The sequence below is a fragment of the Streptomyces echinoruber genome, assembly GCF_014651135.1.
GTDB lineage: Bacteria > Actinomycetota > Actinomycetes > Streptomycetales > Streptomycetaceae > Streptomyces > Streptomyces echinoruber.
This window is the reverse complement of the sequence record NZ_BMWH01000055.1, coordinates 1-12,148: the sequence shown is the minus strand read 5'-3', so window position 1 is coordinate 12,148 and position 12,148 is coordinate 1. Positions and strand designations below refer to the sequence as shown.

The following is a 12,148-nucleotide window of genomic DNA, read 5'->3' as shown; positions in this document are numbered from 1 at the left end:
CGAGCGCCTCCTCGGGAGTGATCCGCCCGCCCTCGGCGGCACGGTCGAGGACGGACTGGAGGTCGGCCTTCGAGGTCACCGAGCGCCCCTTTCGTCAAGGGTGTGGACGGACCGGACCAGCCTACGCCAGGGGTGTGCGACGGCCGACGCCAGGCCGCGCACACCCACCCGGACGCCCTCTCGCTACTTGACCCGCCGCCCGTTACTCGACCTTCGTCAACCGCGCCGTGGGGTTCCCCTCCGCCGAACTGTCGGAGGTGTACGTCAGGTCGTCGCCGGTGCGGGTGAGACGGACCGGGTGGGGAGCGGGGTTGCAGCCGCCGTGGTTGGTGGAGGCGCCCCGGGAGGTGGCGACGAGGCCGTGCGCGGTGACCGACTTGAGGGTGAGGATGTCGACGCAGACGCCGCCGAGTTGGTCCGTCTGCCGCAGGCGGCCCAACTCCGCGCCCACGGAAGCGCGGTGCACGGTGAGGCGGAAGGTGCCGATCGGGAGGGTGCCGTCGAGGGCGGTGGCCCGGCCCTCCCAGGTGCCCCAGTAGGCGGGCGGGACGTCGCCGGCGCTCGCGGTGGCGCTGGGCGCGGTCGTGCCGGGGCGCTTGTCGGCGCCGCCCATGTCGCCACCGCCGTCGCGGGGCAGGACGCCGGTGAAGTACAGGGAGCCGACCGTGACCGCCGCCATCGCGCCGGCCACGGCGAGGACGACCGTGCAACTGATCCGGCGTCCGCGCCCGGCAGTGGGCGTCGAGGACGCGGCGACGGTGACGGAGACCTTGCCGGGGCGGGCCTCGGCGGGCGGCGCGGGAGCGGGGACCCGCGGCGGGGGGCCGAAGCCCGGCACGGCCGACGTCTCCTTCTCCTCCGCCTTCTCCTCCGCCTCCGGGCGGGCCACGGCCTCCTGTCGGGCCACGGCCTGCTGCGGGGCCACGACCTCCTGTGGCGCCGCGACCTCCTGTGGCGCCGCGGCCTCCTGTGGGGTCACGGCCCGCTGCGGGGCCTCGGTCTCCCGGCGGTCCCCGGTCCGCGTGTCGGGTGCGGCCTCCGACGCCCTGCTGAAGCCCACCGGCCCCGACCCCTCCCCCGCCTCCCCGGCGGCCGTCCCCGCCGTCCCCGCCGCCCCCACCGTCTCCGTCGCCTCCAGGTTCAGCAGGCGTACGGCGCTGCGGCTGACCTGTTCCACCAGCCGGCCGGGCAGCCAGCCGCCGGCGATCAGGCGGGCGGCACCTTCGGGGGCCAGGCGGCGGGAGACGTCGGCGGGGGCTGGGCGGCCGGCCGGGTCCTTGGCGAGGCAGGCGGTCACCAGGTCGCGCAACTCGCCTGCCAGACCGTCCAGTTCGGGTTCCCCGTGGACGACCTTGTAGAGGAGTGCGGCGGAGGAGTCGCCGGGGAACGGGGGCTGCCCCGTCGCCGCGTAGGCGAGGACCGCGCCCAGGGAGAAGACGTCGGCCGCGCCGGTGACGCCGTGTCCGAGGATCTGCTCGGGCGCCATGTAGCCGGGGGAGCCGACGGAGACGCCGGTCGCGGTGAGGGAGGCGGTGGCGTCCAGGGCGCGGGCGATGCCGAAGTCGATCAGGAGGGGGCCGTCGAGGGTCAGCAGGACGTTGGACGGCTTGACGTCCCGGTGCACCAGGCCCAGCCCGTGCACCGCGGCGAGCGCCTCGGCCAGGCCGGCGCCCAGCGCCCGTACGGTGTGCGCGGGCAGCGGGCCGTCCTCGGTGACCGCGGCGGCGAGGGACGGGCCGGCCGCGTAGGCGGTGGCCACCCACGGCACCGGCGCGTCGCAGTCGGCGTCCAGGACGGGGGCCGTCCAGGCGCCGCCGACCCGCCGCGCGGCCTCCACCTCGCGCCGGAACCGGGCGCGGAACTCCCCGTCGCACGCGAAGTGCGGGTGGACGACCTTGACCGCGACCGTGCGGCCGCCGGTGCTGCGGCCCAGGTAGACCCGGCCCATGCCGCCGGAGCCCAGCCGGCCGAGCAGCCGGTAGGGCCCCACGGCGGTGGGCTCGTCGGCTTCGAGCGGCTGCATGGCGTCCCCCTCCCCCGGTTCTCCCCCGCGCCCGGCGCCCGGCCCGTGGCCGCGCGCCGTCCCTGCCCCAGCAGGGTAGTGCGCGGCGGCCCGTTCCACGGGCGGGCGCCACCGTCCCGTACGACGACCACCCCGCGCGACGACCACCCCGCGCGATGGCTGTCCCGTACGACGGCCGCTACGTCTCCTGCGGCTGCAGCAGTTCCACCTTCACGTCCGCCGGGAAGCCGGTGGTCGGGCCGACGCGGCGGGCGAACTCGGCGACCGCCGCCAGTTGCGCGGGGCCGAAGCTGAAGTCGAGGGTGGTGAAGTACTGCTCCAGGGTCTTCTCGTCGAACGCCTCCCAGCGGGCGGCCTGTTCGGCGACCTTGGCCACCTCCTCCAGGGAGAGGTTGCGGGAGGCGAGGAAGGCCTCGTGCACCTTGCGGGTGATGAGCGGCTCGCGTTCGGCGTACTCGCGGCGGGCCGCCCACACCGCGAAGACGAACGGCAGCCCCGTCCACTCCTTCCACAGCGTGCCCAGGTCGTGCACGTCGAGGCCGAAGCGCGGCCCGTCGATGAGGTTGGCGCGCAGCGCCGCGTCGCCGATGAGGACGGCGGCCTCGGCCTCCCGCATCATCAGGGCCAGGTCCGGCGGGCAGGTGTAGTAGTCGGGGTGCACGCCGAAGCGCTCGGCGAGCAGCAGCTGGGCGAGGCGTACGGAGGTGCGCGAGGTGGAGCCCAGGGCCACGCGGGCGCCGTCCAGCCGGTCCAGGGGGACCTGCGAGACGATCACGCAGGACATCACCGGGCCGTCGCAGCCGACCGCGATGTCGGGGAAGGCGACCAGGTCGTCGGCGTGCTTCAGGAACTCCACGAGCGTGATGGGCCCGATGTCGAGGTCTCCCTGCACCAGCTGCTCGCTGAGCTTCTCCGGGGTGTCCTTCGTCAGCTCGAAGTCGAGCAGTGTGCCCGTTCTCGCCAAGCCCCAGTACAGGGGCATGCAGTTGAGGAACTGGATGTGGCCGACACGCGGCCGGGTGCGAGAAATGTCCACATCGGGAGGCTAGACCCTGCCCGCCACGGCACCACCTCCACCCCCGCGCGCACCCGGCGTCAACCTCTCCCCAGAGGACTCAAACGTCCGGGTGACGTGATCTTCCCCTCTCTTGCTTTCCGGTCCGCGCATGCTACGCTCGAGAGCAAGTTGCAGTTTGGTTTCCTTGCAGTACAGAGCCTGCGGAGCATGTGACCGCGGGCTCTGGTCGTTTTCAGACGTATGCAGTTGTGCGGCGCTCACGTTTCACAATGCAGGTTCTGGAGCAGGGCGACCCTTTTGAGCCCAAGGAGGGCTTATGGCTACCGGAACCGTTAAGTGGTTCAACGCCGAAAAGGGCTTTGGCTTCATCGCCCAGGAAGGCGGCGGCCCCGACGTCTTCGTTCACTACTCCGCGATCAACGCCACCGGCTTCCGCTCCCTCGAGGAGAACCAGCAGGTGAGCTTCGACGTGACGCAGGGCCCGAAGGGCCCGCAGGCGGAGAACGTCACCGCACTCTGAGGCGCCCGGGACCCGACCGAGGTCCTGAGTCCGGAGTCCATGGCGTCCTGATCCGGGACGAATAGCAGTACCCAAGGAGCCCCGCGCCGCCCGGCGACGGGGCTCCTGCCTTTTCCCCTTCTTTCCCCTTTCCGCGCCTCTCCTCCGTCCCCTCCCCGTCCTTTTCCCGCTCCGTTTCCCTCGCCCTGCCCCCGCCCCGCCCGCGCTCCGCTCCGGCCCGCTTCACTCCACCGGACGGCATTCCGGTGAATTCGGGATGAATTCCTCAGCCGCGCCGTACGACGAGCACGAATGCCGCGCCCGGCGCCCGCGCCCCCGCAGGTGTGGGGTACGTCACCCCGATGGGCCACACGGTCACCCGGCCCCCGGTTCGGCCACCGCCCCGCGCGGGGAGCCGGCCCCGCGGACGCTTCCCGTCGCCCGTGCGCGGCCCCCGCCGCCCGCGCGCGGCCGGTCACCCCCCGTCGTACAGCCCCTCCACCACCTCCGCGAAGTCCCGCAGGATCGCCGCCCGGCGCAGTTTCATCGACGGGGTGAGGTGGCCGGCCTCCTCGGTGAAGTCGACGGGGAGGATCGCGAAGCGGCGGATGGACTCGGGGCGGGAGACGAGTCCGTTGGCCTCGTCGACGGCGTGCTGCAGGACGGCGCGCAACTCCTCGTCGTCGACGAGGAGTTCGGGCGGGGCGGGGTGCTTGCCGTTCATCCGGCGCCAGTGGTCGAGGCCCTGCGGGTCGAGGGTGAGGAGGGCGGAGACGTAGGGGCGGCCGTCGCCCAGGACCAGGCACTGGGAGATCAGGGGGTGGGCGCGCAGCCAGTTCTCCAGCGGGGCGGGGGCGACGTTGTGGCCGCCGGCGGTGATGAGGATCTCCTTCTTGCGGCCGGTGATCGTCAGGTAGCCCTCGTCGTCCAGGCGGCCGATGTCGCCCGTCGGGAACCAGCCGTCCGGGGCCGCCGGAACGACACCGCCGGCCTGCGGCTCCCAGTAGCCGCGCATCACCTGGCCGCCGGACAGCAGGACCTCGCCGTCGGCGGCGATGCGGACGCGGGTGCCGGGCAGGGGCCAGCCGACCGTGCCGAGGCGGGGTTTGAGCGGCGGAGTGACGGTGGCGGCGCCGGTGCACTCGGTGAGGCCGTAGCCCTCGTAGACGTCGATGCCGACGCCGGCGTAGAAGGCGGCGAGGGAGCGGCCGAGGGGGGAGCCGCCGCAGATGACGTGGCGGACGCGGCCGCCGAGGGAGGTGCGGATGCGGCGGTAGACGAGGGGGTCGTAGAAGGCGCGGGCGGTCTTCAGGGAGCGGGTGGGGCCGGGGCCGGGGCCGTGCCGGCGGGCCTCGACGGCCTCGCCGTAGCGGCGGGCGACGCTCGCGGCGCGGTCGAAGGAGGCGGCGCGGCCCCCGCGTTCGGCGGCGGCCCGGGCGGAGTGGTAGATCTTCTCCAGCATGTAGGGGATGGCCGGCAGGAACGTCGGCCGGAAGCTCGCGAGGTCGGCGAGCAGGTCCTCGGTGCCGAGGCTGGGCGCGTGGCCGAGGCGGGCGCGGGCGCGGACGCAGGCGACGGCGACCATGCGGCCGAAGACGTGGGAGAGCGGCAGGAAGAGGAGCGCGGACGGCTCCTCGCCGGTGCGCGGCCGGAACACCGGGTGGAGCAGTTCGACGGCGTTGTCGACCTCGCAGAGGAAGTTGCCGTGGCTGAGGGCGCAGCCCCTGGGGCGGCCGGTGGTGCCGGAGGTGTGGACGAGGGTGGCCAGCGTGTCCGGGCCCAGCACGCCGCGCCGCACCTCGACCTCCTGGTCGGGGACGTGCGCGCCGAGTTCGGACAGGCGGTCCAGATGGCCCTCGTCGATCACCCACACGTGCCGCAGGGCGGGCAGTCGGCCGTGTTCCGGGCCCAGGGCGGCGGCCTGCTCGTAGGTCTCCGTGACCAGGGCGATCGCGCCGGAGTCCTGCAGGATCCAGTGGGCCTGGAAGACGGAGGAGGTGGGGTGGACCGGCACGGTGACCAGGCCGGCGGCCCACGCGGCGAAGTCGAGCAGCGTCCACTCGTAGCGGGTGCGGGCCATGACGGCGATCCGGTCGCCCGGCGCCAGCCCCTCGGCGATCAGTCCCTTGGCCAACGCGAGCACCTCGGCCGCGAACTGAGCAGCCGTCAGATGCTGCCAGTCACCCTCGGCGGTACGGCGGCTGATCACCCGCTGGTCGGGGGCGGCCGCGGCGTTCTCGAACGGCAGGTCGGCGAGGGAGCCGTGGGTGACCGGCGGCACCAGCGGGGGCACGTACGCCTCGCGCACCTCCCCGTCCAGCCGCCGTGTCTCCGGCTCCACCAGCCGCGGTTCGCCGTCGGGGTCGTAGGTGAACTCCGGCGGGGTCGGCGGCACGGGCGAGGACGGGGACGAATCGGGCGGAAAGGACGGGGACGAGTACGAGAGGGGCATGGCGACTCCTGGGGCCTGCAGCGTCGTACCGCTCAGCTGCATGGGGTACGCACAGGGCGCACCGGATTGTTCACCGGCGGCGCGTACCTGCGCTGTTACCGCCGGTCAAGCCGTGATCGTACGGTGTCCGCGTGGGGGGTTCGTAAGGGTTCGGGGAGGGTCCGGGGCCGGGCGTGTGCAACCTCGGCGGGTACTCGGCGGGTAGGTGAATGACCGTCAGGTTCGGCGCCCGGACCGCCCGCGCCGACCCGGCCGCGCGGGTGTCCGGGGCGTCCGGGGCGTCCGGGGTGCTCGGAGCGTCCGGGACTCCAGGAGCGCCCGGGGTGCTCGGGGTGGCGCTCACCTCGACCTGCTCCTCACCCCTGACATAGGATTACCTGCGGTAACCTTACTCCAGAGTAAGAAATTGGGAAGGTGGGAGCCGGACATGGCCGACCGCTATCTGAGCTTCACCGGCACCGCGCCCGGCCGGTTCCTCACCCGCCGCCTCGGACTGCCGCAGCCCGCACGGCTGCAACGGTGGACACCCGAGCGGCCCGCGCTCGACGGCGGCCTGCTCCGCCTCACCGCCGGCACGTCCGGCCTCGACCTCGCCCCCGTCCTGGACCGCGCCGGTCTCGGCGCCGCCTCCGCCCGGCCCGCCGCCGTCGTCCTGGACGCGACCGGGGTGTGCGACACCGGCACGCTCGCCGAGGTGCACGCCGCCCTCCACCCCGTCGTGCGGTCCGTCGCCGACAGCGGGCGCGTGGTGGTGCTCGGCGCGCCGGTGGACGCCGGCGACCACCACCGGGCCGCCGCCCAGCAGGCGCTGGAGGGCTTCGTCCGCTCCCTCGGCAAGGAGATCGGCCGCGGCCGCACCGTCAACCTGGTCCGCCTCACCGACGCGGCCGCCGCCGAGTCCACCCTGCGCTTCCTGCTCTCCCCCAGGTCGGCCTACGTCAGCGGCCAGGTGATCCACCTCGGCGCGGGCGAGGTCACCGCGCCGGACGACTGGGACCGGCCGCTCGCCGGGCGCACCGCGCTGGTCACCGGCGCCGCGCGCGGCATCGGCGAGGCCGTCGCCGAGACCCTGGCCCGCGACGGCGCCAGGGTCGTCGTCCTGGACGTCCCCGCCGCCGAGGCCGACGCCCGCGCGGTGGCCGAACGGCTCGGCGGCACCCACCTCGCCCTGGACATCACGGCCGCCGACGCCGGCGAGCGCATCGCGGCCGCGCTGCCCGACGGGCTGGACGTCCTCGTCCACAACGCGGGCATCACCCGGGACCGGCGGCTCGTCAACATGCCCGCCGAGCACTGGAGTTCGGTGCTCGACGTCAACCTCGGCAGCGTACTGCGCACCACGGACGCGCTGTTGGAACGCGGGACGCTCAGGACGGGCGGCCGGATCGTGGCGACGGCGTCCATCGCGGGGCTGGCCGGCAACGCGGGCCAGACCAACTACGCGGCGAGCAAGGCGGGCGTCGTCGGCCTGGTCCGCGCCCTCGCGCCGCGCGCCCTGGCCGAGCACGGCATCACCGTCAACGCGGTCGCCCCCGGCTTCATCGAGACGAGGATGACCGCCGCGATCCCGCTGCTCATCCGGGAGGCAGGCCGCCGCATGAACTCCCTCGCCCAGGGCGGCCTGCCCGTCGACGTCGCCGAGACCCACGCCTGGCTCGCCCACCCGGCCTCCGGCGCGGTCAACGGCCAGGTGGTCCGCGTCTGCGGCCAGAGCCTGCTGGGAGCGTGAACCGCCGTGACCACCACGCGCACCGCCGGGAGCGGTGACCCCGTGACCGCCACACGCACCGCCGGAAGCGGTGCCCCCGCAACCGCCCGCACCACCGGGAGCGTGCACCCGTGACCGCCCACGCCGACGCCGGCGCCTTCTCCTCCGTCGTCCTGACCCGGCCGCCCGCCCTGCTCCCGCTGCTGGCCCGCGGCGCGCTGTTCTCGCCGCTGAAGCGGCCGCGCCCCGACGCCGGTTTCCCGCGCACCCGCCTGGTGCTGCCCGGGCTGCGCGTGGACCCCGCCCGGCTGACCCGCTACGAGCTGCTGTGCGGCTTCGCCGCCGGCGGCGGCACCCTGCCGATCACCTACCCGCACGTGCTGGGCTTCCCGGCCGCCATGCGCCTGATGAGCGAGCGGGCCTTCCCGCTGCCGCTGCTCGGCCTGGTCCACACGTCGATCGACATCACACGCCGCGCCCCGCTCGCGGTCACGGGGACGTACGAGATGACAGTGCACGTCGAGGGGCTGGTGCCGCACCGGCGCGGCACGCAGGCCGTCGTCGTCACCGAGGTGCGCGACGGCGGGGAGCCGGTGTGGGAGTCGCGCAGCACGTACCTCGCGCGGCACCGCACGGCGGCGGAACCGGGGACCGCCGGAGCCGCCGGGACTGCCGGGGCCGCCGGGCAGGAGCGGCGGGAGTCCCCACAGCAGGAGGTCCCGGCGCAGGAGCCATCGGACCAGCAGCCGTCGGAGCAGGATCCCTCGGAGCAGGATCCCTCGGAGCAGGATCCCTCGGAGCAGGAGCCGCTGCCCGCCGTCGCCGAGTGGCGGCTCGCGGCCGACGTCGGTCGGCGTTACGCCGCCGTCTCCGGCGACCGCAACCCCATCCACCTCTCCTCCCCCACCGCCCGCCTCTTCGGCTTCCCGCGGGCCATCGCCCACGGCATGTGGACCGTCGCCCGCTGTCTCGCCGCCCACGGCACCCCCCATGCCGCACACGTGCACGCCGAGTTCCGCGCGCCGGTGCTGCTGCCGGGCACGGTGCGGTATGCGGCGGCCGGCGACCGCTTCGAACTGCGGGCGCCGGACGACGCGGGACGGCTGTACGTGACGGGGCGGGTGACGGCGCAGGCCGGGTGACGACGCCAGCCAGGTGACGACGGCTGCCGGATGAGGACGCCTGCCGGGTGAGGAGGGCGCGTCCCCGAAGCCCGGCCCCGGCCCCAGTGCCGGTGCCGGTGCCGGTGCCGGTCAGCCTTCGGCGTCGGCCGGCGGAGTCCAGGGGCGGCCCTCCATCAGGTCGCCCAGTCCCGCCCACGCGAAGTTCATCAGGGTGGCCGCGGCCTGCCGGGCCGTGACGCCCGGGGTGGCGTTGGCCCAGTCCGCCAGGGACTCGGCGGCGCCGACGAGGGCCTCGGCGAGCCCGGCGACCTCCGCCTCCGGCAGGTCGGGGTCGCGGTGGGCCTCGCGGGCGGCGTCGGCGATGAGCCGGGTGACGAACGCGACCATCTCCTCGCGCAGCGCGGCGACCTCGGCCGCGAACGGCTCGCCGTGGGTGCGGGCCTGCAGGTGCAGGATGGCCCAGCCGTCCGGGTTCTGCGCGGTGTGCGTGAAGAACGCCCGCAGCCCGGCCCACAGTTGGCGGTCGGCGGGCAGTCCCGGCAGGACGGCGGCGCGCACGGCGTCGGTGAGTGCCCGGGCCTCACGGCGGATGCACGCCGTGAACAGGTCCTCCTTGGAGTTCAGGTACAGGTACACCAACGGCTTGGACACGCCCGCGAGTTCGGCGATCTCGTCCATCGACGCGGCCATGTAGCCGCGCCGGCCGAAGGTGCGGACCGCGGCGTCGAGCATCTGCTGCTCCCGGACGGCCCGCGGCATCCGCTTGGCTTTGACGGCACCCATGGGAGCAAGCGTACGGTTCGCGGCACACCCGGCCGCACCGCGCGGCCCGCGGCCGTGACCGGCCGCAGAGGTCGGACCGCCTGCCGCCGGTCAGGTCGCCTGCCGCCGGTCAAAACGTCCGGTGCCGGTCAAAACGTCCGGTGCCGGTCAGAAGGTCTGCCGCCGGTCAGGACGTCTGGTGCCGGGTCCGTGTCGCGTCGTCCGCGCCGTCCTCCTGGGAGGCGTTGGCCTGGATGCTCGCCTTCATGCGGTCGACGCGCCGGGCGACCTGCTCCGAGGCCCGGTCGCGTTCCTTGCGCAGGACGACGAAGCTGATCGGCGCCGAGATCAGCAAGGCGAGCAGCACGATCCACAGGCCGTTGGAGCGGCCCAGGCCGCGCGGGGCGAGACCGGAGTAGACGAGGCCCCAGACGACCACGAGGCAGCCCACGAAGATCCCGAGGCGCATCAGCGTGTAGCGGAGCATCTCAATCCACTCTTCCGAATCCATACAGGGGCAGTCTCCAGTGAAGCACGCCGGGCCCGGGACCTTGGCGGGGGGTGCGTCGGCCGGCCTCAGGTGAGCGGCAGCAGCATGATCACGTCGTCCCGGTCGTCCCCCGGTGCCACCCGGATGGCCCCGGGCACCCGGCCGACCTCCTTGTAGCCGCAGGAGCCGTAGAACCGCTCCAGGCCCAGTCCGCCCCGGCAGGTGAGCCGGATCGCCTCGATGCCGTCGAAGGTGCGGGCCGCGTCCGCGGCGGCGGCCAGCAGGTCGCGGCCGTGGCCCTTCCCCTGGTGCCGCGGGTGCACCATGACCGTGTACAGCCACACCCAGTGGGTCATCAGCCGGTGCGTGTTGAAGGCGAGGAAGGCCGCGGCGGCGACCCGTCCCCGCTCGTCGTGCCCGACCAGCAGCCGGGTCCGGCCCTCGGCCATCGCCGTGAAGTGCTTCACCAGCTCGGGCCGGATCGCCTCACGTGTCACCGGCGGCACGAAGCCGACGGCTCCGCCCGCGTGGGAGACGTCGGCCCACAGGTCGAGGAGGCCGTCGCGCAGGGCCGGGTCGACGGAGGGGTCCAGCGTGAAAGTAAGGGGCATGGGCCGATCGTACGTGTTACCTACGGCCGTGTCCCGGCTTTCGCCCACCGTTCCGGCGGCCCTACGACAGCACGCGCGCCGCCACCCTCAGGTCCGACACCAGCCCCTGGTACGCCGCCTCCCGGTCCGCGCCCTGCGCGCGCAGCACCGAGGACGGGTGCACGGTCGGCACCAGCCGTTCCCTGCGCCCGTGAATCTCCTGCTCCAGCACCGTGCCGCGCACCTGCGTCACCCGGAACGACGAGCCGAGCAGCGCCTTCCCGGCGGTCGCGCCCAGCACGACGACGAGTTCCGGCTCGACGAGGGCCAGCTCGGCGGCGAGCCACGGCCCGCACGCCGCCACCTCGCGCAGCGTGGGCGACTTGTGGAGGCGCCGCCGGTGCGGCTCGGCCCGCGTGAACTTGAAGTGCTTGACGGCGTTGGTGACGTACGCCTCCCCCGGGTCGATGCCGGCCTCCGCCAGTGCCCGGTCGAGCAGCTTCCCGGCCGGGCCGACGAATGGCCGGCCCTGCCGGTCCTCCTGGTCGCCGGGCTGCTCGCCCACGAGCATCACCCGGGCGTCGACGCCGCCCGCCCCGAACACGGTCTGGGTGGCGTCCCGGTGCAGCGGGCAGCCGCGGCAGCCGGCGGCCGCCGCGCGCAGCGCGTCCAGGTCGCGACGGTCGTCCGGGACGAAGGGCGCCGCGGTGTAGGCGTCCTCCGGAGCCTCCGGGGCCTCCGGGGCCTCCGGGGTCTGGGGAGCCTCTGGACCTTTCGGGGCCTTCGCCTTGGTGGTGGCCATGCCCGACGGGTACCCGGGCCCGCCGGATGCGTCACACCCGTGGTGGGACCCGGGCATGTCGTACCCGCAGCGCCCCCGGGTACGTCAGGCGGATCTTGGATTCCAGGGGCCGCCGGTCACACCCGCATGGGCTGGGGCTGGTCGCGGCGGGCGGGGTCGGGGCCGTCGTACTCGCGGATGATCTCGTAGCGGGTGTTGCGTTCCACGGGGCGGAAGCCGGCGTTGCGGATCAGCTCCAGCAGATCCTCGCGGGTGAGCTTGCTGGGCGTGCCGAAGCGGTCCGCGTCGTGGGTGATCTTGTATTCGACGACCGAGCCGTCCATGTCGTCCGCGCCGAACTGCAGGGCGAGCTGGGCGGTGTTCAGGCCGTGCATCACCCAGAACACCTTCACGTGCGGCACGTTGTCGAACAGCAGCCGGGAGACGGCGAAGGTCTTCAGCGCCTCCGCGCCGGTGGCCATCGTCGTGCGCGCCTGCAGCCGGTTGCGCACCTTGCCGTCCTTCATGTCCACGAAGTCGTGCTGGTAGCGCAGCGGGATGAAGACCTGAAAACCGCCGGTCTCGTCCTGCAGCTCGCGCAGCCGCAGCACGTGGTCGACGCGGTGGCGGGGCTGCTCGATGTGCCCGTAGAGCATGGTGCACGGGGTCTTCAGCCCCTTTTCGTGCGCCAGGCGGTGGAT

The 12,148-nt window shown here is 74.2% G+C and carries 10 protein-coding genes and 1 pseudogene; 3 read left to right on the top strand and 8 right to left on the bottom strand.

What is annotated here, in order from left to right; translation table 11 throughout:
• Positions 1–202 precede the first annotated feature (202 nt).
• Positions 203–2,023, bottom strand: coding sequence for a serine/threonine-protein kinase (locus tag IE225_RS31965; protein WP_190061166.1), 1,821 nt, complete (start codon positions 2,021–2,023; stop codon positions 203–205).
• Positions 2,024–2,201: 178 nt separating this feature from the next.
• Positions 2,202–3,059 carry a menaquinone biosynthetic enzyme MqnA/MqnD family protein gene (locus IE225_RS31960; RefSeq protein WP_190061165.1) on the bottom strand — a complete coding sequence of 286 codons (858 nt, stop codon included), beginning with the start codon at positions 3,057–3,059 and terminating at the stop codon, positions 2,202–2,204.
• A 298-nt stretch (positions 3,060–3,357) separates the two neighbouring features.
• Here IE225_RS31960 and IE225_RS31955 point away from each other — a divergent pair, with 298 nt between their 5' ends.
• The gene (locus IE225_RS31955) at positions 3,358–3,561 is read left to right on the top strand and encodes a cold-shock protein (protein WP_067395343.1); all 204 of its coding nucleotides are present in this window, start codon (positions 3,358–3,360) and stop codon (positions 3,559–3,561) included.
• A gap of 454 nt (positions 3,562–4,015) precedes the next feature.
• On the opposite strand, the gene IE225_RS31950 is transcribed toward IE225_RS31955, so the two are convergent.
• Positions 4,016–5,992 carry an AMP-dependent synthetase/ligase gene (locus tag IE225_RS31950; RefSeq protein WP_190061164.1) on the bottom strand — a complete coding sequence of 659 codons (1,977 nt, stop codon included), beginning with the start codon at positions 5,990–5,992 and terminating at the stop codon, positions 4,016–4,018.
• Positions 5,993–6,419: 427 nt separating this feature from the next.
• Between IE225_RS31950 and IE225_RS31945 the strand changes: the two genes are divergently transcribed.
• Positions 6,420–7,721, top strand: coding sequence for a 3-oxoacyl-ACP reductase (locus IE225_RS31945; RefSeq protein WP_190061163.1), 1,302 nt, complete (start codon positions 6,420–6,422; stop codon positions 7,719–7,721).
• A 110-nt stretch (positions 7,722–7,831) separates the two neighbouring features.
• The gene (locus tag IE225_RS31940) at positions 7,832–8,842 is read left to right on the top strand and encodes a MaoC family dehydratase (RefSeq protein WP_229880200.1); all 1,011 of its coding nucleotides are present in this window, start codon (positions 7,832–7,834) and stop codon (positions 8,840–8,842) included.
• 111 nt (positions 8,843–8,953) lie between these two features.
• On the opposite strand, the gene IE225_RS31935 is transcribed toward IE225_RS31940, so the two are convergent.
• The 5 genes and pseudogenes from IE225_RS31935 to IE225_RS31915 form a co-directional block, all read right to left on the bottom strand.
• Positions 8,954–9,607, bottom strand: coding sequence for a TetR/AcrR family transcriptional regulator (locus IE225_RS31935; protein ID WP_190061162.1), 654 nt, complete (start codon positions 9,605–9,607; stop codon positions 8,954–8,956).
• Positions 9,608–9,773: 166 nt separating this feature from the next.
• Positions 9,774–10,073: a DUF4229 domain-containing protein gene (locus tag IE225_RS31930; protein ID WP_190061167.1), complete on the bottom strand. Its 300-nt coding sequence runs from the start codon at positions 10,071–10,073 to the stop codon at positions 9,774–9,776.
• A gap of 89 nt (positions 10,074–10,162) precedes the next feature.
• Complete coding sequence (locus IE225_RS31925; protein WP_190061161.1) at positions 10,163–10,687, bottom strand: GNAT family N-acetyltransferase; 525 nt, start codon at positions 10,685–10,687, stop codon at positions 10,163–10,165.
• Between the two features lie 61 nt (positions 10,688–10,748).
• The gene (locus IE225_RS31920) at positions 10,749–11,468 is read right to left on the bottom strand and encodes a UdgX family uracil-DNA binding protein (RefSeq protein WP_190061160.1); all 720 of its coding nucleotides are present in this window, start codon (positions 11,466–11,468) and stop codon (positions 10,749–10,751) included.
• 116 nt (positions 11,469–11,584) lie between these two features.
• Positions 11,585–12,148: pseudogene (locus tag IE225_RS31915) on the bottom strand (aminofutalosine synthase MqnE); the annotation flags it as partial.

Excerpts from the sequence above, each read along its gene's own strand:
- IE225_RS31965 (WP_190061166.1), bottom strand. The coding sequence starts at position 2,023 with ATGCAGCCGCTCGAAGCCGACGAGCCCACCGCCGTGGGGCCCTACCGG.
- IE225_RS31955 (WP_067395343.1), top strand. The coding sequence starts at position 3,358 with ATGGCTACCGGAACCGTTAAGTGGTTCAACGCCGAAAAGGGCTTTGGC.
- IE225_RS31950 (WP_190061164.1), bottom strand. The coding sequence starts at position 5,992 with ATGCCCCTCTCGTACTCGTCCCCGTCCTTTCCGCCCGATTCGTCCCCG.
- IE225_RS31945 (WP_190061163.1), top strand. The coding sequence starts at position 6,420 with ATGGCCGACCGCTATCTGAGCTTCACCGGCACCGCGCCCGGCCGGTTC.
- IE225_RS31935 (WP_190061162.1), bottom strand. The coding sequence starts at position 9,607 with ATGGGTGCCGTCAAAGCCAAGCGGATGCCGCGGGCCGTCCGGGAGCAG.
- IE225_RS31930 (WP_190061167.1), bottom strand. The coding sequence starts at position 10,073 with ATGCTCCGCTACACGCTGATGCGCCTCGGGATCTTCGTGGGCTGCCTC.
- IE225_RS31925 (WP_190061161.1), bottom strand. The coding sequence starts at position 10,687 with ATGCCCCTTACTTTCACGCTGGACCCCTCCGTCGACCCGGCCCTGCGC.
- IE225_RS31920 (WP_190061160.1), bottom strand. The coding sequence starts at position 11,468 with ATGGCCACCACCAAGGCGAAGGCCCCGAAAGGTCCAGAGGCTCCCCAG.